The organism is Halorubrum tropicale, assembly GCF_001280455.1.
Lineage (GTDB): Archaea > Halobacteriota > Halobacteria > Halobacteriales > Haloferacaceae > Halorubrum > Halorubrum tropicale.
Genome location: NZ_LIST01000002.1, coordinates 487,647 through 513,041, shown reverse-complemented (window position 1 = coordinate 513,041; position 25,395 = coordinate 487,647). Strand labels below are relative to the sequence as shown.

Genomic DNA, 25,395 nt, shown 5'->3' with positions numbered 1-25,395 from the left:
CGCGCCGCGGTAGCCCCGCGGCGGCGCCGCCTCTCTACCGGAACCCCATCGCTTCGATCTGCTCTTGGTACCGGTTGCGGATGGTGACCTCGGTGACCTGCGCGACGTCGGCGACCTCGCGCTGGGTCTTCTTCTCGTTACAGAGCAGCGACGCGGCGTAGATGGCGGCGGCCGCGAAGCCGGTGGGCGACTTCCCGGAGAGGAGCCCCTGCTCCGCGGAGACGTCGATTATCTCGGTCGCCTTCGACTGGACCTCCTCGGAGAGCTGGAGCGCGGACGCGAACCGGGGAACGAACTGCTTCGGGTCGACCGGCTTCAGCTCCAGGCCGAGCTCCTGGGAGATGTAGCGGTACGTCCGGCCGATCTCCTTTTGCGGGACCCGCGAGACGTCGGCGACTTCGTCGAGGCTGCGGGGGATCCCCTCCTGTCGGCAGGCGGCGTACAGCGCGGCGGTGGAGACGCCCTCGATTGATCGCCCCCGAATGAGGTCCTCGTTGAGCGCGCGGCGATAGATGACGGACGCGACCTCGCGTACCGACCGCGGGACGCCGAGCGCGCTGGCCATGCGGTCGATCTCGGAGAGCGCGAACTGGAGGTTGCGCTCGCCCGCGTCCTTCGTCCGAATTCGCTCCTGCCACTTCCGCAGCCGGTGCATCTGCGAGCGCTTCTCCGAGGAGAGCGACCGGCCGTAGGCGTCCTTGTCCTTCCAGTCGATGGTCGTCGTCAGCCCCTTGTCGTGCATCGTCTCCGTGATCGGAGCGCCGACGCGCGACTTGGACTGCCGCTCGTTGTGGTTGAACGCGCGCCACTCCGGCCCGCGGTCGATGTTGCGCTCGTCCAGCACGAGGCCGCAGTCCTCGCAGACGAGTTCCTGGTCGGCGTCGGTGACGATGTCCTCCGAGTCACACTCCGGACAGGAGACCGTCGATTCGTCCGTTTCCTGCTCCGTGTCCCGCTCCTGTTGCCGCTGGCGACTCGGACGTTCCATTAAAAGGTTTGTGGTCAGTCGCACATTTAAGCCTTGTCCACCCCCATCAACGATCCTTATGATAAGCGGGCGCTCGGTCACCCGGTTAACCGCTCGGAGAGCGCGTTTACCGACGAATCCGGGAATACGGGGTCGGATCGGCCCGGGCCGCGACCCGTCTCGCTCCGCCGCCGTGACGCACGAAACGTGACCGCGGTCCGGGGTCGGATTCGCCGCCGGATTTCAGGGCCCGAGATCGCGGCCCCATTGCGAGCGAATTCCGACGCTCGGAGACGCTCGCACGCCGTTCTCGATGCGTTCGTCGCCGTCGCGTCTCGTCTCTTGATCTCTGATTATTACTACTAAACATCTATAAAGATTTTTGTATAACCTATACCAATAGGTGTGTATGAGTACCACCTCCTCGTCCGGCATCGAACGCACGCTGCGCGGCTGTCGCCCCGCAGAGGTCGATCCGGTCGTCATCGACGCGGCCGACCTCGACAGCACCGCGCCCGACCACCTCCGCGACCTCAAGCAGGGGCTCGCCGCCCGGGGCTACCAGCCCGCCGCCGTCGCGACCGAGGCGGCGTTCGACGCCGAGGGCACGCTCGAACGCCAGCGCGAGGCCGACCGCCTCCGCGGGCTCGTCCGGGCGGCGTCGTTCCTCGGCGCCGGGCGGATCGAGGTCGCCGTCGAGGACGAGCCGTGCGAGGAGGCCCGCACGGCGCTCGCGGCGCTCGCCGAACGGGCCGACCGCGAGGGCGTCGAGTTCGTCCGCGTCGACGGCGCCGCCTGACCGATGGCGACGAAGCGGTCGCTCGCGGCCAAGCTCGGCGTCGTCGCCGGCTTCGAGCGCCCGGACGCCGCCCTCGAACAGTACCCGACGCCCCCGGAGCTGGCCGCCCACGTCGTCCACCTCGCCGACCTCCACGGCGACGTCGACGGCCGGACCGTGATCGACCTCGGCGCCGGGACCGGGATGCTCGCGCTGGCCGCGGCGCTGCGCGGTCCCGCCCGCGTCGTCGGCCTCGAACTCGACGGCGGCGCGCTCGCGACCGCGCGGGCCAACGAGCGTCGCGTCGCCGCCAGCGCGCCGGTCCACTGGGTCCGCGGCGACGCCACGCGCCCCCCGCTCGCCGTCGCGGAGCCGGCGACCGTCGTGATGAACCCGCCGTTCGGCGCGCAGGACGGGAACCGCAACGCCGACCGGGAGTTCCTCGCGGTCGCGAGCGACCTCGCCGACGTCTCCTACTCGGTCCACAACGGCGGGAGCCGGGAGTTCGTCGAGGCGTTCGCCGCCGACGAGGGCGGCGAGGTGACCCACGCCTTCGCGGCCGAGTTCCGGATCGACGCGCAGTTCGACCACCACACCGACGCGGCGCGCGACATCGAGACCGAAGTGTACCGGATCGAGTGGTCGTAGGCTCCTCACTCGCCGCTCCGGTTCGGCCGGTCTCGACTACTGACGCCCCTCGTACCGCTCCCGCTGCGCGATCCGGACTCGCGTCTCGCCGCGCTCCGCGAACAGGACGTCGCCCTCGCGCACGAGGGTGATCCCCCGAACCGTCACCGACTCGTTCGCGGCCGGGAGCGGCGCCGTGACGTTGTTGCCGCTGCCGCCGATCACCGTCAGCTCGAAGCTCCCGCGCGCGGCCGCGACGACGACGGTGCGGCCGTCGATCCGGGGCTCGGCGCGCGCCGGTTCGCTCGTGAACAGCGTCCGTCGGGTCTCGTTACGGACCGCGTCGACCCGGTACGTCGGCCCCCCGTTCACCGCCACCCAGCCGACCCGCTGGACCCACACGGTCTCGCGCCAGCCGGTCCCGCCCACGTCGACCGCGCGGTACCCCCAGAACGCGAGGTTCCCCTTCGAGACGGCCGTCGTCCATATCTCGCGGTCGGGGTTGGTGACGATCACCCCCGAGGTGTTGACCGACGTCGACCGGCCGAACGCCTCGACGTCGACGACGCCAACGAGCCGGTTCTCCACGTCCTCCGCGTACGTCACCTGATACCCCTCCACCTCGACCGGGTCGCCGGGGAGGTCGCCGTCGTCGACCGCGACGAGGTTCGGGACGACGGCCGGCCCGGCGACGACCGCCAGCGCCGCGACGAGCAGCAGGAGGCCGACCGCCGCCGGCGTCGCCGACCGGATCCCGCCCCGGATCGTCTCGGGGTCCGGGACCGCCCGAGCCGGCCAGATGGGCTCGTCCCGCGAGACGGCCGCGACGGCGACTATCGCCGCGAGCAGGGCGAGCAGCCCGACGCCGACCGCGCGGTACAGCTCGTAGCGCTCGTTGCCGAGGTACCAGTACATCGCCCACAGCCGGCGCGACGCGCCGAACAGGAGCAGCGCGCCGAAGACGACGAGCGCCGACCGCTCCGTCGCGTCCGCGCGAGTCCCGCCGCCGTCGGCGGTCGCGACCGGGTGGTGCCGCCACCGCCCCGCGGCCGCGTCCGAATCGGTACTCCGACCCTCGCCGTTCCGGGCTCGGCCGCGGCGCCGGAGCAGGACGACCGCGACCAGCGCGCCGCCGATGACCCCGAGCGCGTGGCCCTGTATCGCGACGTTCGCCCACCCCGGCACGCCGTAGGAGGGGGACGCCTCCGCGAACGCCACCGGGACCCGGACGGCGTCGTAGAGGACGCCGACGAGCGTCGTTCCGGCCATCGCGACGACCGCGGCGACGGGGCGCGAGACGAGCGCGAACCCCCAGTACGCGAACACGACGACGGAGAAGCCGATCACCGGCCCCAGCGCGAACAGCGCGGAGACGAGGCCGAACGCGACCGCGGCGCCGGGCACGATCAGGAACGCCCGGACGTACGGGTTCGCCGCGGGCGACTCGACGGCGGCGAGCCGACCCGGCGCCGCTCGGATTCGCTGAGGAAGGCGCCGCGCTCGGCTCGGGAGCGCCCACACGCGACTCGGCAGGCGTCGAAGGCGGACGGCGAGCCGGTCCGCCTCCCCGACCTCACGACCGTCGGGGAAGTGGCCGTACGCGTACTCCGAGAGGCCGCCGGCGACGATAGCGGCGAGGAGGTTGCCGGTGATGTGGCCGCGGCCCGCGTGCGCGAAACTCGACCAGACGAGCCCCTCCGGGTAGAAGTACGACCACGACCGGAACGGGATGACGACCGGCCGGTTCGGGTTGTTGAGGCCGGACTGGACGAACAGGTACACCCCCACCACGCCCGCCATCACGACCAGCGTCCCCCACGGGACGCCGAGGAGGAGTCGGGACCGGAGCGCCCGCGTCCAGTCGCCGCTCGGGCGGTCGACGAAGTACACGACGGCGAGCGCGACGGCGAGCGCGACGCCCCCGGCGGCGAGGTGAACGGCGTCCGCCGTCAGCGCCTCTGCTACCATGTCAGGTTCGACGGAGCCGCGCACACATCAATACGGGGGTCGGGAGCGGGGACCGAAGATGGGCGGCGACGGACGGAACTCGGGAGCGGGGATCGGGCGTCGGCGCGAAGGCGGGGGGTCCAGAAGGAGCTGGCTCGGGCCGAGGGTTCCGGAACGGGCCCTCAGATCTTGTTCTCGGCGTCGTCGGCGAGCTCCTCCATCCGCTTGCCGACGCGGCCGGCGGGCGAGAACTCGTCTTCGCTCATCGCGTTCGCCAGGGCGTTCCCGAGGACGAACACCGCGTGCTTGTGCTCGCTCTTCGACTTGTGGACGTGCGAGGGGTCGACGTCGAGCTCGTCGTACGGGTCGAACAGCGAGCCGTCGACGGACTCCTGCGCGCGGAAGTGCTCCATGATCGTCACCATCTGTTCGTGGAGTTCGAGCAGCTCGTCCTTGTGCATACCCACGGATACGGGATGTGGGCCCTATAAGGGTTGTTGAGGGGGGTACGCACGGTTCCGCGCCGCGGGGACCGCCGCCGAGGAGCGTCGTTCGCTCAGAAGACGTACTCGTCTTCGTGGCCCATCATCCCCTCGTCTTCGAATCCGTTGGAGTCGTCGTCGTCTCGCGGGCCGCTCGTCTTGTACGCCTTGATGCCAGTCGACAGCAGCTCCTCGACCGCCTCCTCCCGGTTGAGGAACTCCCCCTCCTCGACCATCTGGGCTATCTGCATCTCCAGATGCTCCGGCACGGTTATCTTCACTCGTGGCATTTGCTGTCCGGCTCTTGTGGCATGGCGTATATAAAATTGGCGTCGCAGATCCGCCGATATGAAAACGCAAAACGACGACAGAAAAGTTCATTTTCCGTCCTCAAAATTTGCCTTGGAATTGTGCGAACGCCGCGCGGCATTCACGCCTCGACCGATGGGGGCTCGCCGAACGCGGCGCACTCGGTCGCCCGCCCGGCTCCGGGAGCGACATCCATACGTCGGTCCGGGCCGAATCGGGTTCCATGACCGACTCCGGCGTCGAGGCCGCCGAGGACCTCACCGACCTCTACCGCGAGTACGGCGACGACCGGCTCCCGCCGGGCCAGCGCGAGACCGACGGCTTCCCCGTCCTCTCGAAGAGCGGCACGCCGTCGTGGGACCCGGAGACGTTCGAACTGGAGGTGTGGGGCGCCGTCGAGGAGCCGCGCTCGTTCTCGCTCGACGAGTTCCGCGACCTCCCGGCCGTCACCCAGCGACAGGACTTCCACTGCGTGACGGGGTGGAGCAAGTTCAACTGCGAGTTCACCGGCGTCGCGTTCGCTGACCTCGCCGCCCTCGCGGGCGTCCGCGACGACGCCGAACACGTCATGTTCCACTCGCTCGACGGCTACACGACCGACCTCCCGCTCGACGAGTGTACGAAGCCGGGCGTCCAGCTGGCGTACGGCTTCGACGGCGATGACCTCCCGGCGGACCACGGCGGCCCGATCCGCGTCGTCACCCCGCACAAGTACGCCTACAAGGGCGCGAAGTGGGTCTCGGGCGTGGAGCTCCTGACGGAGCCCGAGCTCGGCTACTGGGAGAAGCGCGGGTACAGCGACACGGCGAACCCCTGGAACGAGGAGCGTTACAGCTGATCGCGCGGGGTCCGTCGCCCCGCCCGTTTCGCCGCTCGGATCTCCCCCGTCCGCTCCGCCCCGATAGTCAGGATAAAGGGTCCACGGCCCCGACTCGGTACGTATGAAAGGAGCGCGCTCTCGGTCGTCACCGCCGCTGGTCAGCCGGACCACGGCGATCGACGAACCGGCGTTCGCGGCGGCGTTCGACGCGCTTCCGGTGCCGCGCACGACCTGGAGCGCGCCCGGCGACGCGCTGGTGATCGGCGGCGGCGCGGCGGCCACCCTGACCGCCGCCGGCGGCGACCGCTTCGCGGCGATCCGCGACGCGACGACCGAACTGTTCGAGTCAGGCGACGTCCACGCCGGCACCGAGGCGGCCCGCCCCAGGGTCTTCGGCGGCTTCGCCTTCCACGAGGGGGCCTGCGACGGCGACCCGTGGACGCCGTTCCCGGAGGCCCGGTTCGTGATGCCCCGCGTCCAGCTGACCGTCGCGGACAACGGCGCGTGGCTGACGGTCAACGCGGTCGGCGACGACGCCGACGTCTCCGCGGTCGAGGACCGGCTGGCGAGCGAGGTCGACCGCTTCGCCGCCCTCGACGGCGTCGGCGAGGCGCCGGGTGGCGACGCTGACGGCCGCGGGGACCGGCCACCCCGGCCCGGGATCAGCGAGAGTCGGCGGACCACGAGCCCCGAGGCCTGGCGCGAGAGCGTCGTCGCGGCGGTCGACCGGATCCGCGACGGCGACCTCCGGAAGGTGGTGTTGGCCCAGGCGCTGGAGGCCGACCTCGCGGCCGACTTCCCGCGCGCGGCGACGCTGGAGCGCCTCGCGGAGAAGTACCCGGACTGCCACCGCTACTGGTTCGAGCCCGAGGCCGGCGAGAGCGCCTTCTTCGGCGCCACGCCCGAGCGGCTGGTCTCGCTGCGCGGCCGCACCGTCGAGACCGACGCGCTCGCCGGGACGACCGGCCGCGGCGAGACGCCGAGCGAGGACGAGTGGCTCGCGCGGGAGCTCCTCGACGACGAGAAGAACGTCCACGAACACGAGCTGGTCGCGGAGACGGTCCGGGACCAACTGGAGCCGTTCGCGGCGTCCATCTCCGCGGGCGAGCGTCGCGTCCGTCGCCTCGCGACGGTCCAACACCTCCACACGCCGATCACCGCCGAGCTGGACGCGGACCGCCACGTGCTCGACCTGGTCGAGGCGCTCCACCCGACGCCGGCGGTCGGCGGGCTGCCGCCGGACCGCGCGCTGGCGACGATCCGCGAGACGGAGCCGTTCGACCGCGGCTGGTACGCCGCGCCGGTCGGCTGGATCGACGCCGCGGGCAACGGCGCGTTCGCGGTCGCGATCCGCTCTGCGGTCGCGACCCGCCGGCGCGCCACGCTGTTCGCGGGCGTCGGCATCGTCTCCGACTCCGACCCCGACCGGGAGTGGGACGAGGTCCAGCTGAAGTACCGGCCGATCCTCGACGAGCTGGAGGGCGACGACGGTGACGCGGGCGGTCGATAGCCCCCGATCGCGAACCGCTACTGGAACATCTTCAGCGGCTCGGCCTGCGAGCTCTCTTCGGTCGCCTCTCGCATCCGCTCGGCGAGCTGTTGTTTCGCGTCCCGGATCTCGGTCGCCTGTTCGACCAGCCCGTCCGTCGGCGTCTCGATCCCGGCGATCGGGTCGATGCCGTCGGCGATGAGCACCCGCGCCGCCTCCGGGTCGGGGAACCGCGGGTCGGACTCGACGACGAGGCCGACCGCGTCGCGGCCGTGCTCCAGCGCGGCCGCGAGCATCGCTCCCGTGGGGCCGGAGACGAGTCCGGACTCGGACGGCTTGGTCACGTCGGCCCGAGCCAGCGCCTCGCCGCCGTCGCCGGTGGCGATCCCGTACAGCTCCGGCGGCGCCTCGTCCTTCTCGCGGCCGAGACCCGACAGGAAGACCGGGAACAGGTCGATCTCATCGAACCACGATCCGAGACACGCCGCGACCTCCGTCGCCGCGCTCGGGTTCACCGGCACGTCGCTGCGGAGCGCGACGAGGTCGTTATCCGGGTCCGCGTACAACCGCACCGGCGTCGTCGCGGCCGTCTCGGACTCGCGGTAGACGGCCACCGGCGGGAGCCCGTCGCAGTGGACGTTCGCGTAGTGAGTCATCCCGTGGACGTCGATCAGGTGGTCGGTCGCTATCTTGCCGACGAGGCCGACGCCGGGGAACCCCTCGATCAGGGTGGGCGCGTCCAGCGAGACGCCGTCGTCGAGGACGTTAATGCGTGCCATGGCGCCCGTACGCCCGGGGCGGACCTAAAGGTGCGGCGCGGAACGACGCCGCCCGAGTCCCGAAACCGTCTAACGCCCCGACGCGAAAGGGGGGCTATGAATCCGCTCGACCGTTACGAGCCGCTCGTCGACGACGTCGACGCGTTCCGGGCGGCGTGCGACCGGCCCCTCCCATCGGTCGTGCGCACGAACGGCATCGCGGCGACGCCGGCCCGCGTCCGCGAGGCGTTCGACGAGGCGGGCGTCGCCTACGAGCCGGTCGACTGGCACGACGGCCTGTTCCGGCTCCCGGACGGGAACCCCGGCGGCAACTGGCCGTACGTCCACGGCTGGACGCACGGCCAGGAGGAGGTGTCCGTGCTGCCCGGGCTCGCGCTCGACCCGCAACCGGGCGAGCGCGTCTGGGACGCCTGCGCGGCGCCCGGCAGCAAGACGACGCAGATCGCGGACGCCATGGACGACGAGGGCACCGTCGTCGCCAACGACAACAACCTCGGGCGGCTCTCCGCGCTCCGGCACAACGCCGAGCGCCTCGGGATCACGAACGCGGTCGTCACGAACCAGGACGCCCGCAACTTCTCGACGAAGCCGCTCGCGTTCGACGAGTTCGACCGCGCGCTGGTCGACGCGCCCTGCTCCTGCGAGGGCACCTGTCGCAAGAACCCGGACGTCTTGGACCAGTGGACGCTCGACCACGTCCACGCGGTCGCGGGGATCCAGAAGGGCGTCCTGGCGCGGGCGGTCCAGGCGACCCGCCCCGGCGGGGTCGTCGTCTACTCCACGTGTACGTTCGCGCCCGAGGAGAACGAGGCCGTCCTCGACCACGTCCTCGCGAGCGAGGACTGCGAGCTGGTCGACTTCGACCTCCCGCTCGACACAGACCCCGGCGTGACCGACTGGGACGGCGAGGCGTACGACGAGTCGGTGACGCGCGCGAAGCGGATCTACCCCCACCGCAACGACACGGGCGGGTTCTTCTGCGCGAAGCTACGCGTGGGCGGAGCGGCCGGCGACGGGGGCGCGGTCGCCGACGGCGGGGAGGTGGACGCATGAGCGACGACGCGCCCGCCAACGACGGGCAGCAGTTCGACCGGCTGCCGGAGAGCCCCGCCGACCGCGCGGTCGAGGGTCGCGCGAGCCGCGAGGAGGTCCTCGACTGGTGGGAAGAGCGGTTCGGGATCGGTCGGGACACCTTCGCCGGGTACTCCTTCTGGGAGAAGGGGGCCGGGAAGATCTGGATCTTCAACGGCGAGGCGACCGACCCCAGCGAGGTCGAGGCGGTCGGCATGACGTTCCTCCGGACGCGACAGGAGCACTGGAAGCCGACGGGGCGGGCGGTCTCGCGGTTCGGATCGCGCGCGACGAAGAACGTGATCGAACTCGGCCCGGAGCGGGCGGTCGCCTTCGCCGCCGGGGACGACCAGGACCTGCCCGAGTGGGACGGCGACTGGGGGTACCTGATCGCGACCCACGAGGTCGCCGACGAGTCGGTCCCGATCGGCGTCGGGCTGTACCTCTACGACGAACTGCGCTCGGTGGTACCGAAGGGCAGCCGCGCGGACCTCCCGGTCGCGGAGTGACCGACCGCCGTCACGACTCCTTCTCCCGCACGGTCCCCCCGCCGAGGCCCTCCCACTCGACCCGGTAGCCGAGCCGCGAGAGCGCGGCGCTCGCGTCGTCGACGCCGTACTCGTCGAGGACCGACTCGGCCTCGGAGAGCGCCATCCCGGCGTCGATCTCTCCCCCGACCGCCTCCAGTACCGCCGGCCGCGCGAGCGTCCGCCCGATCCGATCGTGGTCGGGGAACGACTTGCCCTCGATCGCGCCGACGCTCACCCCGTGCTCGTCCGCGAGGTCGTCGAGTCCGATCACGTCCGCCTCGGGCGACAGCGCGTCGGGGAGGTCCGCGGCCGCGTCCGCGGCGAAGTCGGCCTCGTACTCGCGGAGCACGTCGACCACGTCCTTCACCCGCACCGTCCCGGAGTAGGTGACGACGCGGTGGTCGCGTGCGGCTATCTCCTCGCCGACGCCGAGGCTCTCGTCGACGGCGACCAGCAGGTCCACGTCTTCCACGTCCGCCAGCTGCCCGAGCTTCTTGTCGACGTACTCGGGGGTCCAGAAGCCCATCACCTCGAAGAACAGCCGGAAGTCGGCGTGGGCGTAGTCGAACGCGAAGTCGGGGATCATCACGCTCGCGCCCGCCTCCAGCGGCTCCGGCTCGCGGACGAGCGTCCAGTCGAGGTCGAGCCCGCGGAACCGGCCGGCGAAGTCCGCCTCGACCCCGCTGTCGAAGTCGGGCTCCGCGACGGGCTCGACGGCCGGTACCGTCACGTCGCCGTCCGAGAGGCGCATCGTGCGCTCGCGGCCGCGGTCGTCTATCGTCGCCTCCAGCGACCACTCCGCCGACTTTGCGACCGTCCGGAGCAACCGCGCGAAGGCGGTCCCGTACCGCCTCGTCCGCGAGAACAGCGCGTCGGGGCCGGTGACGACGAGTTCCCTCCCCTCGGGCGTCCGCTCGACCTCGTACATCAACCGCAGGCGCTTCACCGCCGAGACCAGCCGCTTCGGGTCGTTCGACCGCACCCGGACCTCGGTGGCGTCGAACAGCGCCGTCTGGGCCAAGGAGAGATCGTACTGCTCCAACAGGGCGTCCGGGTCCCAGCGCACGTCGGCGTCGACGAGCACCCGTTCCACGTCGCGGTCGGCGTACAGCGACGCCGCCACGTCGCCGGGCTCGATCCCCAGCGCGTCCGCGGCGCGCTCGACCGCGACCTCGCGGTCCGCCTCGCTCGCGACGCCGACCGCCTCGGCCGCCTCGAACGCCGCGCGCCGGACGCGGCGCGGCGGGACCGGCGCGCGCGTCTCGAACTCGCACTCGCGCTCGACGAGCGCCGCGAGCCCGCGGACGAGCTTGAAGTCGCCGTTCCGCGCCGCCGCGTCGGCCTCCAGGTCCGCCAGCGCGTCGTCGAGGTCGCCGCGGCGCTCGCCGACGTGCGACTCGAACGTCCCGAGTACGCGGGCCGCGAGCGGGCGGTGCTCCCGGCCGGCGAACCGCGGACGGTAGCCGCCGCCCGCCCGGGAGACGCGCAGGAGGTCCTTCCGTAACACGGCCGCGGCTACGCGGGTGTCGGCCAAAAACCGGCCGGTTTCCCCGGTGCGACACGCTTAACTCCGAAACCCGTCGATCGAGGCGTAATGAGTACCGACGCGGCGGGCGACGCCGACGACGCCGCTTCCGGGGACGGCACCGACTCGGAGGCGTTCGTCCGCACCTGCGAACACCTCGTCGACCGCATCCTCGCGGGCGAGATCGAGCGCGACGACCTCGAACGCGCCAAGCTCGACGCCTGTTCGGAGTTCGGCTCCCCGAAGGTGCCGAAGAACACCGAGATACTGGACCACGCTCCCGCCGAGGCGCGCGACGACGTGATCGAGGTGGTCCAGCGCAAGCCCGTCCGGACCGCCTCGGGCGTCTCCCCCGTCGCGATCATGACCTCGCCGAAGCTGTGCCCGCACGGGAAGTGCCTCTACTGCCCCGGCGGCCCGGCCTCCGAGTTCTCCTCGGCGCAGTCGTACACGGGCCACGAGCCCGCTGCGGCCCGCGGCGAGCAGAACGACTACGACCCGTACGGACAGGTCACCCTCCGGCTCGAACAGCTCCGGAAGATCGGCCACCCGGTCGACAAGGTGGAACTCATCCTGATGGGGGGAACGATGACGGCGCGCTCGCACGACTACCAGGAGTGGTTCGTGAAGCGCGCGCTCCAGGCGATGAACGACTACGACCTCGACAAGGAGCCGGAGCCCGCCGAGGGCGAGTCGTTCGCGCCGGACCCTGAGGAGACGGAGTTCGAGTACCTCGAAGACGTGATCGCCGAGAACGAGACGAACGCGATCCGCAACATCGGGACGACGTTCGAGACGAAGCCGGACTGGTGTGACCCCGAGCAGATCGACCGCATGCTCGACCTGGGCGGCACGAAGGTCGAGGTCGGCGTCCAGACCACCTACGAGCGGATCAACCGCGAGATGCATCGCGGGCACGGCAACGAGGCCTCCCGCAACGCGAACCGCCGCCTCCGCGACGCGGCGTTCAAGGTCGGCTTCCACATGATGCCCGGCCAGCCGGGGATGACCCGCGAGATGTGTCTGGAGGACTTCCGCCAGCTGTTCGAGAACCCCGACTGGCGGCCCGACTACCTGAAGATCTACCCCACCCTCGTCGTCGAGGGGACCCGCGTGTACGACCGCTGGCGCCGCGACGACTTCGACCCGCTCACCAGCGAGGAGGCGGCCGACCTCGTCGCCGACGTGATGGACCAGATCCCGAAGTACACGCGGCTCCAGCGCGTCCAGCGCGACATCCCCGCGGACTTCATCGACGCCGGCGTCCAGAAGTCGAACCTCCGACAGCTCGCGGCGCAGCGCGCCGAGGAGAAGGGGATCGTCCAGCGCGACATCCGCGCCCGCGAGGTCGGGCACAACGACGCCGACCCGGACCCGGACGACGTGGAACTCGACGTGCTCACCTACGAGGCCGGCGGCGGCACGGAGCACTTCGTCTCCTTCGAGGACCCCGTCCGCGACCTCCTCGTCGGCTTCTGCCGGCTGCGATTCCCCTCGTTCGCGCCCGACCAGCCCGGCGCACCCGGGACCGAGAGCGACCCGATCCGCCCGGAGCTCCAAGACGCCGCCCTGGTCCGCGAGCTCCACGTGTACGGCAACGAGGTCGGCATCGGCGGCGACGGCGACTGGCAGCACCAGGGGTACGGCACGCGGCTCCTCGAACGCGCCGAGGAACTCGCCCGCGATGCCGGCTACGACAAGGTCGCGGTCATCTCGGGCATCGGCGCCCGCGAGTACTACCGGAACAAGCTCGGCTACCGGCAGGACGGCCCGTACGTGTCGAAGCGGTTGTAGGCCATCGTCCGATCTCTCCTTTTCAGCCCAGCGTCGCCTCTCGTCGAGCGGCGTCATCGACCGATTTATCTGTCTACCACAGCAGTTCAGTTTACTAGGATTTAGCTTAGTACAGGAGTATTCACTAATGAATATTTATACGTTATCAGGCTACAGTATCGGTACCTCGTCACACGAGGGCTACTCACATGCACTTCGATCGACGAACTTTGGTGAAGGGAGTTGCCGGACTCGCCGCGACGGCGACGATCACAGGAACTGCGTCGGCCGCAGACGGCAGGACGCAGTATATCATCGGTGCGAACGGAAACGGCGTCGCCGACGCCATCGAGGCCGCTGGGTTCGAGGTCCGCCACGAGCTCGCCGACGGCGACGTACTGGTCGCGGTTGGTCCGAGCGACGCCGCCGCCGACATCGAGTCGGTCAAGGGCGTCAAGACCGCGAACCCGGACCTGAAGCTCGAACTCGACGAGCCGGAAGTCGACGCCGAAGCGGCCGCCGAGAGCGCGCCGAGCGACGGCGCCGCGCTGTCCGACCTCCAGTGGGACAAGGAGATCACCGACGTCTTCGAGGCCCACGAGTACGCGACAGGGGAGGGAACGCGCGTCGCAATCGTCGACACGGGGATCGACCTCAACCATCCGGACCTCGGGAACGTCAACAAGGACCTCGGTCGCGCGTTCGTCGTCGACGACGACGTGCCGGAGATCGGGCCGGACGACTCCGGGTCTCACGGCACGCACGTCGCCGGAACGGTCGGCGCCACGGGCGAATCCAGCGTCGTTGGCACCGCGCCAGACACTGAGCTGATCCCGATCCGCGTGTTCCCCGCCAACGGCGGCGCGTCGTTCGGTGACATCCTCGCCGGCATCGATTACGCGGCTGAGATCGGTGCGGACGCGGCGAACTTCAGCCTCGGGATCCCGGGCGTCCAGCAGCCGGGTTCGGAACTGAACAAGCTCAAGGCGGAGGTCCAAACCGTGTTCCAGAGCGCGGTCCGGCGCGGGACCGTGATCACGGGGAGCGCCGGCAACGACTCGGGGAGCCTCCAGGGCAGCGGTTTCACGCTCCCGAACAGCGTTCCGGCAGCGTTCACCGTCAGCGCCACGTCGCCGGCCGACACGCTCTCGTTCTACTCGAACTTCGGCACGAGCGACATCGACATCGCCGCGCCGGGCGGTTGGTACGAAACGATCCCGCGGACGCTGGGCGAGGAGGGGGCCGGGGAACCCGGAGACATTCCCTTCCCCGAGAACGGCGTCCTCTCGACGATCCCCGTCGAGCAGGGTAAGTACGGGTACAAGTCTGGAACCTCCATGGCGGCCCCGCAGGTCGCCGGCCTCGCCGCGCTCGTGCGTGAGCTCGAACCGAACGCGAACGCCAGTCAGGTCGAACAGGCGATCCAGAAGGGCGCCGAGGGCGCGAACGGCAAGAGCGACTCGGAGTTCGGTGCCGGGATCATCAACGCCCTGAACACCGTCGAACGACTCTCGGACAGGAAGTAGAGGCGCGGAATTCGTCCGCCGGACGAACCGACCGTCGCGCCGAAGCCCACAACGACACGCCTTTTTCCGGCCCGCCGGTCTGTCTTGGGTATGGACCAGAAGCGGGAGCTGTCGAGCATCGACCTCGCCGCGCTCGTCACCGAACTCAATCGGTACGAGGGCGCGAAGGTCGACAAGGCGTACCTCTACGACGACGACCTGCTCCGGCTGAAGCTGCGCGACTTCGACCGCGGCCGCGTCGAGCTCATGATCGAGGTGGGCGACGTGAAGCGCGCGCACGCCGCCGACCCGGGCCACGTCGCGGACGCGCCGGGTCGCCCGCCCAACTTCGCGAAGATGCTGCGGAACCGCATGTCGGGCGCGGACTTCGCGGGCGTCGAGCAGTACGAGTTCGACCGCATCCTCACCTTCGAGTTCGAGCGCGAGGACGGGAACACCACCCTCGTCGCGGAGCTGTTCGGGCAGGGGAACGTCGCCGCGCTCGACGAGACGGGCGAGGTGATCGGGGCGCTCTCGACGGTGCGGCTCAAGTCCCGAACCGTCGCGCCCGGCTCGCAGTACGAGTACCCGGCCTCCCGGCTGAACCCGCTCGACGTGAGCTACGGCGGGTTCGAGCGCCACATGCGCGAGTCGGACAGCGACGTGGTGCGCACGCTCGCGACGCAGCTGAACCTCGGCGGCCTGTACGCCGAGGAGGTGTGTACGCGGGCCGGCGTGCCGAAGGAGACGCCGATCGAGGAGGCGACCGACGACCAGCTCCGCGCGCTCCACGACGCGCTCGCCCGGATCGACGAGCGGCTCCGCTCCGGCGACGTCGACCCCCGCGTGTACGAGGAGTCGGTCGAGGGCGACGGGACCGACGGCGACGGCGGCGAACCTCGGGTCGTCGACGTGACGCCGTTCCCGCTCGCCGAGCACGAGGACCTCCCGAGCGTCGGCTTCGACTCGTTCAACGACGCCGTCGACAAGTACTTCCACCGGCTGGGGAGCGAGGCGACCGACGACGGCGAGGCGCCCGCCGACGCCGGCAGCTCCCGCCCGGACTTCGAGGAGGAGATCGCCAAACAGGAGCGGATCATCGAACAGCAGAAGGGGGCGATCGAGGGGTTCGAGGAGCAGGCGCAGGCCGAGCGCGAGCGCGCCGAGCTGCTGTACGCGAACTACGACCTCGTCGACGAGGTGATCTCGACCGTGCGCGAGGCCCGCGAGAACGAGGTGCCGTGGGACGAGATCGAGGCGACGCTCGACGCCGGCGCCGAGCGCGGGATCGAGGCCGCGCAGGCCGTCGTCGGCGTCGACGGCGGCGAGGGGACCGTGACGGTCGAGCTCGACGAGGAGGGCGACGACGGCGGGACGACCCGGGTCGAACTCGACGCCAGCGAGGGCGTGGAGGTCAACGCCGACCGGCTCTACCGGGAGGCGAAGCGCGTCGAGGAGAAGAAGGCGGGCGCGAAGGAGGCGATCGAGTCGACCCGCGAGGAGCTGGAGGCCGTCAAGGAGCGGAAGCGGGAGTGGGAGGAGCAGCAGGCCGCCGACGAGGAGTACGAGACCGACTGGCTGTCGCGGTCGTCGATCCCGATCCGCAGCCCGGACGACTGGTTCGAGCGGTTCCGCTGGTTCCGCACCTCCACGGGATACCTCGTCATCGGCGGCCGTAACGCCGACCAGAACGAGGAGCTGGTGAAGAAGTACATGAGCAAGCACGACCGGTTCTTCCACACGCAGGCGCACGGCGGACCGGTGACGATCCTGAAGGCGTCGGGGCCGTCGGAGTCGGCCGACCCCGTCGACTTCTCCGAGGAGACCCTGCGCGAGGCCGCGCAGTTCGCCGTCTCCTACTCGTCGGACTGGAAGGACGGCCGCGGCGCGGGCGACGCGTACATGGTCGAGCCGGACCAAGTGTCGAAGACGCCCGAGAGCGGCGAGTACATCGAGAAGGGGAGCTTCGTGATCCGCGGCGACCGCACGTACTTCGAGGACGTTCCCTGCCGGATCGCGGTCGGCGTCCAGTGCGAGCCCGTCACCCGCGCCATCGGCGGGCCGCCGTCGGCGATCGTCGACCGCGCGGCCGCGCACGTCACCTTCGAGCCGGGGATGTACGCGCAGAACGACGCCGCGATGATGGCCTACCGGACCCTGAAAGAGCGGTTCGCGGACCAGTCGTTCGTGCGGAAGGTCGCGAGCGCCGACCGGCTACAGGAGTTCCTGCCGCCGGGCGGGTCGGACATCGTCGACTGAGAGTCACTCTCGACCGAGAGGCGCCGACTCGGCCCGAGCGCGACGTTTTCAAGCCTCCGCGACCGAGGAGGCGCATGGCCTTCGAATCGCTGCCGGACGGCTGGCGGCTGTGGAACGAGGAGCCCAGCGGGCGGGCGATCCTCGTCTACCGCCCCGACGTCTTCGGGAGCGGCGACCTCCCCGACGAGTGTCTCCCGACGATCTACCTGACGAACGGCGCCCGGAACGCCCGGCCCGGATCGGGTCAGTACGCGACCGACGAGTGGCACGTCGTCCTCTTCTTGGAGCCCGAAATCGAGGCGGTCACGGAGACCCACGAGAGCCGGGAGGCCGGCGCGGCCGGTGCGGTCGACGTCGCGGAGCGGTTCGTCGCCGGCGACGTGGACTACCGGGGGGCGTACCAGGTACCCAGAGAGGAGTACTTCGCGCGCCTCGATGAGTTCGTCGGGGGCGGCGAGACGGCGTGAGCCGCGTCGGTCGGACCGCCCGACCGCACGTGGTCGCTCACCGAAAATATCCACAATAGTGTATAACTCGCCGTGAGTGGCGGGGGGATACGCCACGAACACGAGGATTTTTATCGCCGCCCGCCTCACCCTCGCGTACATGAACGCCGGTGGGGACTACGGCGGCGACGAACCGCGGGAGAAGTGCGGCGTCGTCGGCGTCTCGCTCGCGGACCGGGAGGCCGCGCGACCGCTGTACTACGCGCTGTACGCGCTCCAACACCGCGGGCAGGAGTCGGCGGGGATCGTCACGCACGACGGGTTCCAACAGCACAGCCACGTCGAGCGCGGCCTCGTCGGCGACGCCTTCGAGGAGGCGGACCTCGCGTCGCTGTCGGGCGGCACCGGCATCGGCCACGTGCGCTACCCGACCGCCGGCAGCCTCGACAAGAGCTGCGCGCAGCCGTTCTCCGTCTCCTTCAAGTCCGGCTCGCTCGGGCTCTCGCACAACGGCAACCTCGTCAACGCCGACGAGGTGCGCGAGGAGCTGGCGGCCGCGGGCCACGCGTTCACCTCCGACGGCGACACCGAGGTGATCGCCCACGACCTCGCGCGGAACCTACTGGAAGAGGACCTCGTACGGGCGGTCAAGCACACGATGAACCGCATCCACGGCTCCTACTCGCTGGCGATCACCCACGACGACACCGTGCTGGGCGTCCGCGACCCGCTCGGCAACCGGCCGCTGTGTCTGGGGAAGGTCGACGGCGGCTACGTCCTCGCTAGCGAGTCGGCCGCCATCGACACGCTCGACGGCGAGCTGATCCGCGACGTGCGCCCCGGCGAACTCGTCGTCCTCGACCCCGACGGCACCGGCTACGACACGTATCAACTGGTCGAACGCGAGTCGACCGCCCACTGCTTCTTCGAGCACGTCTACTTCGCCCGTCCCGACTCCGTCATCGACGAGAGCCTCGTGTACGAGGTCCGCCGGAGGCTCGGCCGGAAGCTCTGGGAGGAGTCCGCCGTCGAGTCCGACGTAGTGATGCCCGTGCCCGACTCCGGGCGCGCGTTCGCCTCCGGCTACGCGGACGCCGCGGCCGAGACGACCGCCGACGGCGAGCCCAGGGCGGCCGACGACGGCGGCGTGGAGTTCGCCGAGGGCCTGATGAAGAACCGGTACGTCGGCCGGACGTTCATCATGCCGACGCAGGACGAGCGCGAGCGCGCGGTCCGCCTGAAGCTGAACCCGATCCGCTCGACGGTGGCGGGAAAGTCGGTCACCATCATCGACGACTCCATCGTCCGCGGGACGACCTCGACCCAGCTCGTCGAGTTGGTCCGCGAGGCGGGCGCCGAGGAGGTCCACCTCCGGATCGGCGCTCCGCCGATCCTCGCGCCCTGTTACTTCGGCATCGACATGGCGACCCGGGAGGAGCTGATCGCGGCCGACGCGTCGACCGAGGAGATCCGCGAGGAGGTCGGCGCCGACTCGCTGTCGTACCTCTCCATCGACGCGGTCGCGGAGGCGCTCGGCGAGAGCCGCGCCGACCTGTGTCTCGGCTGCGTCACCGGTGAGTACCCCTTCGACGTGGAGGGCGAAGCGACCGACCGCGACGTCGACGCGCCGGTCTCTGACCCGACGCCGGCCGACGATTAGCGCCCGCTGACGGCCGAATTCACCGGTCGGATCGGGCCTCGAACGCCCGGTCGCGATCCGCGCCTCCTCGAACGCGACCCCGCACACGTTCGGCGGCGGTTCGACCGCTCGGGACGTATCGGGGGCTTAAATACGATCACGATCAGACGTGCGACTATGACACGGAACGCCGACGCTGCCGAGGACGACGCCGCGTCGATGAGCCGCCGCGGGTTCTTCCGCGCCGGGGCCGCCGGCGCGGCGGTCGCCGCGGGCGTCGCCGCCGGAAGCGGTACCGCGGCCGCCCAGTACGACGGCTGGCTCGACGACGTGAGCAACTACGACGGGACCCACGACTACCGCGGGCAGAGCGAGGTCACCGTCTCGGTCGGCGCGGGCGAGAACGGCCTCCTGTTCGGTCCCGCTGCCATCCTGATCGATCCGGGCACGACCGTCGTCTGGGAGTGGACCGGGCAAGGCGGCGGCCACAACGTCGTCGCGAACGACGGCACCTTCGACAGCGGGTCGGCGGTCGCGGAGGAGGGGACGACCTTCGAGTATACTTTCGACGACGCCAGCGACGGCGACGTGTTCAACTACTACTGCGGCCCGCACCAGTCCATCGGGATGAAGGGGTCCGTCGCGGTCGGCTCCGTCGACGACGACCTCGTCGATCCGCAGGCGGAGGGTGGCGACGGCGGCTCCGGCGGCGGTGCGGCCGGATACGGCGACTGGTTCTCGAACGTCGGCAACTACGAGGGGACGCGCGACCTCCGCGGGCAGAGCGAGGTCACCGTCGCGGTCGGCGCGGGCGAGAACGGCCTGCTGTTCGACCCGCCCGCTATCCTCGTCGACCCTGGCACGACCGTCGTCTGGGAGTGGACCGGGCAGGGCGGCGGCCACAACGTCGTCGAGGAGAACGGCGTCTTCTCCAGCGGCGAGCCGGTGGCAGAGGAAGGGGAGACCTTCGAGTACACCTTCGAGGACGCCGGCGACGGTGACGTGTTCCGCTACGTCTGCGAGCCGCACCAGTCGGTCGGAATGAAGGGCGCCGTCGCGGTCGGTTCCGTCGACGACCAGCTCGTCGGCGGCGAGGGGGGCTCCGGAAGCGGCGGCTCCGGCGGCGGGAGCGGACTCTCCGCGAGCGATATCGGAACGCTGGCGCTCGGCTTCGGGTTCGCCGGCGCGCTGCTCGTCCCGCTGTTCTACGCCGCCCATCGGAAGGCCGAGCGGAACGCGTAGCCGCCCCGATATCTTCGTCGCGGTTTCGGTCAGTAGACGTGGTACAGCAGCAGGTACACGCCGATCCCCATGGTGAACGAAATCAGCCAGAGGACGGCGCCGACGAACCCGACCTGCGAGTGTCGCGTCTGGTAGAGGTCCGCGTACGGGCGGGTCGCGGCCAGGAAGAGCGCGTGGAAGACGAACGGGACGCAGACGATGGCCAGCAGGATGTGGACCGCGAGGAACGGGAGGTAGACGTATGAGTAGACGAGCTCCGGCCCGGGGAACTCGGTGGTGCCGACGTGGATCAGCCGGTAGAGGTACGCGCCGAGGAACGCGGCGAACAGCGCGAAGGAGGTCACCATGAAGTTCCGGTGTCGCTCGACGTTCCCCCGCGAGATCGCCCGCCAGCCGAGCAGGATCGTCGCGATGGCGGTGAGGGAGACGGCGGCGTTGAAATGCGGAATCGCGGCGAGGACGGCGTCGCTCGCGCGCGGCAGCAGCGAACTCGGGATCACGCCGCCCACCGCGCCGAACACGAGCGCGAGCGCGACGACGGAGGCGACGGCGGTCAGGACGGAGACGTTCTCGCGGGCCCAGTCGTTCATGTCCGTGCGGTGGGACGCGACCCCCAAACCCGTGCCGGTTGCGGTCGACGCCTGCCGGACGCGGTCGCCGAGTCGCGCCGGCGTCCGTCGCCCGGCGGTCTGCGAAACTCCGCCACGGCTCCCTCGAATGGAAGGGCTTTTAATCAGGGGAAAGGTAGGTGGGGACGCGACAGAACACCGCGAGCGTGGGTAGCCAAGCCAGGCCAACGGCGCAGCGTTGAGGGCGCTGTCCTGTAGAGGTCCGCCGGTTCAAATCCGGTCCCACGCATCGCTCGGGGCACAACCCCACCGATGCCGGTGTTGTCTCTACGACAGCACCCACGCACAATTCCTTTCCGACGTTACGCGAGGAGCGGCAGTTCCGTTTGGTCGTGACTGATCACCGATCGCGACCGTCCGCGAACACGTTCAAAGGTCCGGCTACCGCCCTACAAGTAGCTAAGTCGCTTCGACTCGAAGTCGCGATTGCGTCGGGACTCGACTGCTGGATACTCCGTATCTGGAGCGTGAAGCGTGGCGAACAGCAGCGACTGAACGGTCTCTATGCCGACGCAACGCCTCGGTTCGTTCTGCTCTATCCGAGTTAAACCGCCGCTACCACCACTAACAGTCCCCTACGGAGTCAAACGGAGTAACAGCTAAGATGACACCACAGCATTACCGTGCATGAACGAAACGATTCGGACGCGAGTGAATGCCCGCTGGAAGAATGTCGTGATCTTTATCGCTGCGATGATCGTGGGGATAATGGCGTATACAGGCGACCTCGTTTACACGCCTGTCGTACTCGTGCTGTTGGTGATCGCGGTCGGAGTCGGTCGCTACGGTTCCGAGCAGTAACCTCGTAGCGACTCACCGGGACACGCGCCGGCCATGTAGCAAAGCCCTCACCGCCTACTCGTCCCCGTCAGTGGGCGTGCGTCCGATACGGAGAGTACAACTGTCACCGACCGGTTGCGCTCAGTTATATTCCCACGCAGCGTCCAAAGCCGTATGGTCGCGTGGCAGCAGCGCTCGGCGACGCGGTGGCGGGGTATCGGTGCCGGGGTCGTCACGGCGGCGGCGGCACTCGCCGCCTCTCTCTTTTATGTGCTCGTGGCGGCGGTAGTTCCGCTGCGCCTGTCGCCGGACGCGCAGTACTGGATCGGATACGCGCCTCAGTTCGCGTTTGTTTCGGGGTTCGTCCTGGGCACTACCGTGTGGCGACGAGTCGCGTCTCGGGTGTCGACTCCGAAGCAGGGAGCGTTCGTGGGCGGTGTGACGGCTTTCGGCATCGTGACACTCGTCCCGACACTGACAGGAGTGTACGTACTACTGTTTCCGCTCCTCCTCAGTGCCGTTACTGGGCAGGGGTTACAGTACGCAGTCCAACTCTATCCGGAGCCGCTGTGGACTGCTGTCGGCGTTACCCGAACCGTCGCTACTGCGTGGAGCCCGCTGGTCGGTACCTTGCTCGTCCCCATCGGAGCCGTCGCAGGGTGGGCGTCTCAGCGCCGCCGTCGGATCAGCGGGCACTGACTGTTCCGACTCGTGAGCGGCCCGGTGTCAGCGGACACGTTCGCTACCCACTTGGCCGGCTCGCGCCCCGTATTCAGCACGGCTCCGAGACCATAGTACCGTTTGAGGAGTTCGACAGAGCCATCAGAAAATAACAGCTCAAGACGCTGAGTCTACCAGCGTCTTGGTGCTGAACAGTGTGAGACTCAGTAGGTGATCAAATCGACGATGAGTGATTTTAATCGGGTAGTGAGATCCTGATCAATATCTCCAACCGGCGGGCGGACAGTCGTTTCTTCATACTGGTCGAACTCGGTCTCGATACGATACGTGAGTGATCGCTCACTCCCCTCACTTTCGGTGAGCGTGTGGACTCGGTGGTCGGTAATTCGCCGGAGACGACCCGTATCCCGACTAAGCGTCACCTCAATCCAGCATTCGCCGAGTTCCACGTCTCGTAATCGATACGGGAATGGAACCACCTGCGTGTACGCATCCCGGTCGGATAGGCGGTAGGTAACCGTCTGAGATGATTCTTCACTTGTTTCCCAGTTGGTCCGGTGCGGGCGAATAAATTCCGTCGGAGCGAGCTCAGTCGGGTAACGATGAGGAGCGATAACATTAGCCCATGCGTCTGAAACACGAACGGTGTCTCCCTCTTGAACCGGCGCGTTAAGATCAGAGACCATCTTCCCGTCCGTCATATAGAGGACCTTGGTCAAGGGCAGGTTTTCAGGGTTCCTGAACACTCGGCTGTAATGAAGCAGTGCCCAGATATTCCGGTGCGGGAACATGCCACTGTGATGGTCGATCCCGGCACTTCTTAGCGGTCCTCTGTACGTGGTTAGCGCATGAAGGTATCGGCGACGTGAATGTTGATACCGTCGTCTGTACACGTCGAGATCATACGGTGTCTCTTCGGTCCCGTCATCCAGAACCCGAGTCCGCGTAATCGCCCGGTGGTCAGCTGCCAAACGGTACGCCGCCGCCGCGATGATGCGCTCACGCGCTGAGTCGCCTGCCGGCAGCGGAATGTCGTACGGACGGATATCACCTACGCGAATACCGCCGTATCCACCCGCTGTGCCGACAACTGCTGCCCCGGCGCCGGCGAGAAACTGACGGCGATTCATCCGTCGACCTCCGTAGATTCTATTTCGGGATCCCAACGCGCGACGAGTTCCTCGTCTCCCTCCCCGGGTTCGAACCAGTACACATTCGTCGACGCCGGCCGCGGGAGTTCGTGTGTCACAGCTGTCTCGGGAGTGAGCGGAAACGACGCTTTCGCGTTCGTTTCTGCCGGGCCGACCCATATTGTCTCACTATCATCGAGGTCTGGCGTGACGATGGTAAGGCGATCCGTGTTTTCGGCTGTAAGCCGGTTTCCGCCCTCGAACGAGACACTGAGCGCTGATCGATCAGGGTCCCAATCGAAGGAGATGAAGATGTTTGGCCTGGTTCTTGGATACGATGCTGGAGGGGGTTCACTCGGCGCCAGTGAACACCCAGCGAGGGAAGTGGCGAGCGACGCCAGGAGGGCTCGACGGTACACGACATACGTATAGAATATTCCCGAAAATAAATATACAGGATGTGTCGAATGTTCAATTGACGGCAAGTCCCGTTGTGGTCTCGGAGACACACCAGAGTCGGCTTAGACTTGCGCTACTTCTGTCAGGACCGCCTCACGAGATACAGAGGGTGAGTACGGCAGTCCTGGGGGACCAGTAGGCAAGCCGTCCACTGGGGACTAGGAGGGAGCGACCCATCTATTGATATCATTTCCGTGCGAAGGAGGGGCATGGACGATACACTCCCTGATTCAGTCGAGTCACGACGCGTCGAGACGGACCGCCTCACGACGAACGTCCTCGTCTCGGGCGATCCCGACGGAACACCACTCTGTCTGGTCCATGGGAACGTTTCGTCTTCACGGTTTTGGGCCGGTTTGATGGCCGACCTGCCGGACGACTATTGGGTCCTCGCCCCTGACCTTCGGGGGTACGGCGACTCGGAGACGAAACCGGTCGACGCAACCCGAGGCGTTCAGGATTACACCGAGGATCTGGCGGCCCTGTTCGCAGAGGTCGGGGTTGAGGCGGTAGCGCTGGTCGGTTGGTCCATCGGCGGCGGTATCGCCATGCAGTACGCTATCGACTATCCGGAGACCCTGACGGAGCTGGTGTTGGTCAGCACGATGTCGCCCTACGGATTCGGTGGCACGACCCGCGATGGAACGCCCTGCCAGCCCGATTACGCCGGCACAGGTGGCGGCCTCGCCGACGACGAATTCGTCGAGCGTCTGGCGGAGGGAGACGTTACCGCGGAGGCCGACGCCTCGCCGCGCTCGGTGATGCATGCGTTCTACGTCGGCCCGGACCACGAGTTTGCCTCCGAGACGGCCGACGCCTACGTTGAGGCGATGTGTGCGACGGCCGTCGGCGACGGGAACTATCCCGGTGACGCGGTACCATCCGACAACTGGCCGGAGGTGGCGCCAGGCGAGCGGGGCGTGCTCAACGCGATTTCACCGAAGTACTTCGACGCGTCGGGTCTGGCTACCATTGAACCGCAACCGCCGGTCCTGTGGGTCCGGGGCGACGCCGACCAGATCGTCTCGGACACCTCCTTTTTTGACGCTGGCTATTTAGGCCAGATCGGCGAACTGCCCGATTGGCCGGGCGACGACGTCTATCCTCCGCAGCCGATGAACGACCAGACTCGGGACGTACTCAAGGCCTACGCCGCCAACGGTGGCAGTTACAGCGAGGAGACGTTCACGAACGTCGGACACTCGCCACACATCGAGCGCCCGGAGCAGTTCCGGTCGGTGCTGTTGGAGTTCCTGGGCTCCTGACCGGGCCTATCGACGAGTGGCGCTGTCGGGGGGGCTCCGGCATCGCGTGGCGACTCGTGTATCGAGGTCACCAGCGGATCAGTAAACGTGGACCTGTTGACTGATTCGCGCCATGTATTCAGGGAGGCGCTGAGAACATAGTACCGTTCGAGGAGTTCGACAGAGCCGTCGACCTCGGATCGATGGCCGGACCTCCAAAGCCCCCACCCGCCAGTGTTCGGTGCGCTCGCTGCGCTCGCTGCGCTCCTCGCTCGCTGTGGTGC

The 25,395-nt window shown here is 68.9% G+C and carries 24 protein-coding genes and 1 tRNA gene; 16 read left to right on the top strand and 9 right to left on the bottom strand.

Translation table 11 applies throughout. From position 1 onward, the window contains the following. Positions 1-34 precede the first annotated feature (34 nt). Positions 35-988 (bottom strand): transcription initiation factor IIB, encoded by a 954-nt coding sequence (locus AMR74_RS07655; protein WP_053771462.1) that lies wholly within the window; start codon positions 986-988, stop codon positions 35-37. A 388-nt stretch (positions 989-1,376) separates the two neighbouring features. On the opposite strand from AMR74_RS07655, the gene AMR74_RS07650 reads away from it, so the two are divergent. Beyond that, on the top strand, positions 1,377-1,766 hold the full coding sequence (locus tag AMR74_RS07650; protein ID WP_053771461.1) for a hypothetical protein: 390 nt from the start codon (positions 1,377-1,379) through the stop codon (positions 1,764-1,766). Positions 1,767-1,769: 3 nt separating this feature from the next. Then, positions 1,770-2,393, top strand: coding sequence for an METTL5 family protein (locus tag AMR74_RS07645; RefSeq protein ID WP_053771460.1), 624 nt, complete (start codon positions 1,770-1,772; stop codon positions 2,391-2,393). 36 nt (positions 2,394-2,429) lie between these two features. Here AMR74_RS07645 and AMR74_RS07640 read toward each other — a convergent pair whose 3' ends face one another. The 3 genes from AMR74_RS07640 to AMR74_RS07630 form a co-directional block, all read right to left on the bottom strand. Then, complete coding sequence (locus AMR74_RS07640; RefSeq protein ID WP_053771459.1) at positions 2,430-4,340, bottom strand: rhomboid family intramembrane serine protease; 1,911 nt, start codon at positions 4,338-4,340, stop codon at positions 2,430-2,432. A gap of 161 nt (positions 4,341-4,501) precedes the next feature. Further along, entirely contained in the window at positions 4,502-4,780 is a 279-nt protein-coding gene (locus AMR74_RS07635) for a UPF0058 family protein (RefSeq protein WP_053771458.1), read from the bottom strand. 95 nt (positions 4,781-4,875) lie between these two features. Continuing rightward, positions 4,876-5,091, bottom strand: a complete 216-nt coding sequence (locus AMR74_RS07630) for a ribbon-helix-helix domain-containing protein (RefSeq protein WP_004598554.1) — start codon at positions 5,089-5,091, stop codon at positions 4,876-4,878. 242 nt (positions 5,092-5,333) lie between these two features. Between AMR74_RS07630 and AMR74_RS07625 the strand changes: the two genes are divergently transcribed. Together AMR74_RS07625 and AMR74_RS07620 are read left to right on the top strand one after the other, a co-directional pair. Further along, complete coding sequence (locus tag AMR74_RS07625; protein WP_053771457.1) at positions 5,334-5,948, top strand: sulfite oxidase-like oxidoreductase; 615 nt, start codon at positions 5,334-5,336, stop codon at positions 5,946-5,948. Positions 5,949-6,051: 103 nt separating this feature from the next. Further along, complete coding sequence (locus AMR74_RS07620) at positions 6,052-7,440, top strand: isochorismate synthase (protein WP_053771456.1); 1,389 nt, start codon at positions 6,052-6,054, stop codon at positions 7,438-7,440. Positions 7,441-7,457: 17 nt separating this feature from the next. Here AMR74_RS07620 and AMR74_RS07615 read toward each other — a convergent pair whose 3' ends face one another. Beyond that, positions 7,458-8,198 carry a proteasome assembly chaperone family protein gene (locus AMR74_RS07615; protein ID WP_053771455.1) on the bottom strand — a complete coding sequence of 247 codons (741 nt, stop codon included), beginning with the start codon at positions 8,196-8,198 and terminating at the stop codon, positions 7,458-7,460. A gap of 96 nt (positions 8,199-8,294) precedes the next feature. Between AMR74_RS07615 and AMR74_RS07610 the strand changes: the two genes are divergently transcribed. Beyond that, positions 8,295-9,251, top strand: a complete 957-nt coding sequence (locus AMR74_RS07610; protein ID WP_053771454.1) for an RsmB/NOP family class I SAM-dependent RNA methyltransferase — start codon at positions 8,295-8,297, stop codon at positions 9,249-9,251. Further along, positions 9,248-9,778 carry a DUF7122 family protein gene (locus AMR74_RS07605; protein WP_053771453.1) on the top strand — a complete coding sequence of 177 codons (531 nt, stop codon included), beginning with the start codon at positions 9,248-9,250 and terminating at the stop codon, positions 9,776-9,778. The genes AMR74_RS07610 and AMR74_RS07605 overlap by 4 nt, the downstream gene beginning before the upstream one ends. Positions 9,779-9,788: 10 nt before the next feature. Here the strand turns inward: AMR74_RS07605 and AMR74_RS07600 are convergent, their stop codons facing one another. Continuing rightward, positions 9,789-11,306, bottom strand: a complete 1,518-nt coding sequence (locus AMR74_RS07600; RefSeq protein WP_053771452.1) for a DUF790 family protein — start codon at positions 11,304-11,306, stop codon at positions 9,789-9,791. 87 nt (positions 11,307-11,393) lie between these two features. Between AMR74_RS07600 and AMR74_RS07595 the strand changes: the two genes are divergently transcribed. The 6 genes from AMR74_RS07595 to AMR74_RS07570 all read left to right on the top strand — a co-directional run bounded on the left by AMR74_RS07595 (position 11,394) and on the right by AMR74_RS07570 (position 20,188). Next, the gene (locus tag AMR74_RS07595) at positions 11,394-13,118 is read left to right on the top strand and encodes a tRNA uridine(34) 5-carboxymethylaminomethyl modification radical SAM/GNAT enzyme Elp3 (RefSeq protein ID WP_053771451.1); all 1,725 of its coding nucleotides are present in this window, start codon (positions 11,394-11,396) and stop codon (positions 13,116-13,118) included. A 212-nt stretch (positions 13,119-13,330) separates the two neighbouring features. After that, entirely contained in the window at positions 13,331-14,623 is a 1,293-nt protein-coding gene (locus AMR74_RS07590) for a S8 family peptidase (protein WP_240471134.1), read from the top strand. A gap of 90 nt (positions 14,624-14,713) precedes the next feature. Beyond that, complete coding sequence (gene rqcH / locus AMR74_RS07585) at positions 14,714-16,861, top strand: ribosome rescue protein RqcH (RefSeq protein WP_053771449.1); 2,148 nt, start codon at positions 14,714-14,716, stop codon at positions 16,859-16,861. A gap of 74 nt (positions 16,862-16,935) precedes the next feature. After that, on the top strand, positions 16,936-17,328 hold the full coding sequence (locus AMR74_RS07580) for a DUF5820 family protein (RefSeq protein WP_053771448.1): 393 nt from the start codon (positions 16,936-16,938) through the stop codon (positions 17,326-17,328). A 139-nt stretch (positions 17,329-17,467) separates the two neighbouring features. After that, positions 17,468-18,967 (top strand): amidophosphoribosyltransferase, encoded by a 1,500-nt coding sequence (gene purF / locus AMR74_RS07575; RefSeq protein ID WP_053771447.1) that lies wholly within the window; start codon positions 17,468-17,470, stop codon positions 18,965-18,967. A 156-nt stretch (positions 18,968-19,123) separates the two neighbouring features. Then, the gene (locus tag AMR74_RS07570; protein ID WP_053771446.1) at positions 19,124-20,188 is read left to right on the top strand and encodes a halocyanin domain-containing protein; all 1,065 of its coding nucleotides are present in this window, start codon (positions 19,124-19,126) and stop codon (positions 20,186-20,188) included. A 29-nt stretch (positions 20,189-20,217) separates the two neighbouring features. Here the strand turns inward: AMR74_RS07570 and AMR74_RS07565 are convergent, their stop codons facing one another. Further along, a complete protein-coding gene (locus AMR74_RS07565; RefSeq protein WP_053771445.1) occupies positions 20,218-20,778 on the bottom strand; it encodes a DUF420 domain-containing protein in 561 nt (186 codons plus the stop codon). A gap of 183 nt (positions 20,779-20,961) precedes the next feature. Between AMR74_RS07565 and AMR74_RS07560 the strand changes: the two genes are divergently transcribed. From AMR74_RS07560 to AMR74_RS07555, 3 genes are all read left to right on the top strand, one after another. Beyond that, positions 20,962-21,046 (top strand) — tRNA-Leu (locus AMR74_RS07560). 398 nt (positions 21,047-21,444) lie between these two features. After that, on the top strand, positions 21,445-21,618 hold the full coding sequence (locus tag AMR74_RS19065) for a hypothetical protein (protein WP_158295113.1): 174 nt from the start codon (positions 21,445-21,447) through the stop codon (positions 21,616-21,618). Between the two features lie 153 nt (positions 21,619-21,771). Continuing rightward, positions 21,772-22,296 carry a hypothetical protein gene (locus AMR74_RS07555; protein WP_053771444.1) on the top strand — a complete coding sequence of 175 codons (525 nt, stop codon included), beginning with the start codon at positions 21,772-21,774 and terminating at the stop codon, positions 22,294-22,296. Between the two features lie 185 nt (positions 22,297-22,481). Here AMR74_RS07555 and AMR74_RS17130 read toward each other — a convergent pair whose 3' ends face one another. Next, positions 22,482-23,408 carry a hypothetical protein gene (locus tag AMR74_RS17130; protein ID WP_077152269.1) on the bottom strand — a complete coding sequence of 309 codons (927 nt, stop codon included), beginning with the start codon at positions 23,406-23,408 and terminating at the stop codon, positions 22,482-22,484. Next, positions 23,405-23,827, bottom strand: coding sequence for a hypothetical protein (locus tag AMR74_RS18440; protein WP_139042977.1), 423 nt, complete (start codon positions 23,825-23,827; stop codon positions 23,405-23,407). The genes AMR74_RS17130 and AMR74_RS18440 overlap by 4 nt, the downstream gene beginning before the upstream one ends. A 249-nt stretch (positions 23,828-24,076) precedes the next feature. Here AMR74_RS18440 and AMR74_RS07550 point away from each other — a divergent pair, with 249 nt between their 5' ends. After that, entirely contained in the window at positions 24,077-25,132 is a 1,056-nt protein-coding gene (locus AMR74_RS07550; RefSeq protein ID WP_053771443.1) for an alpha/beta hydrolase, read from the top strand. Positions 25,133-25,395 lie beyond the last annotated feature (263 nt).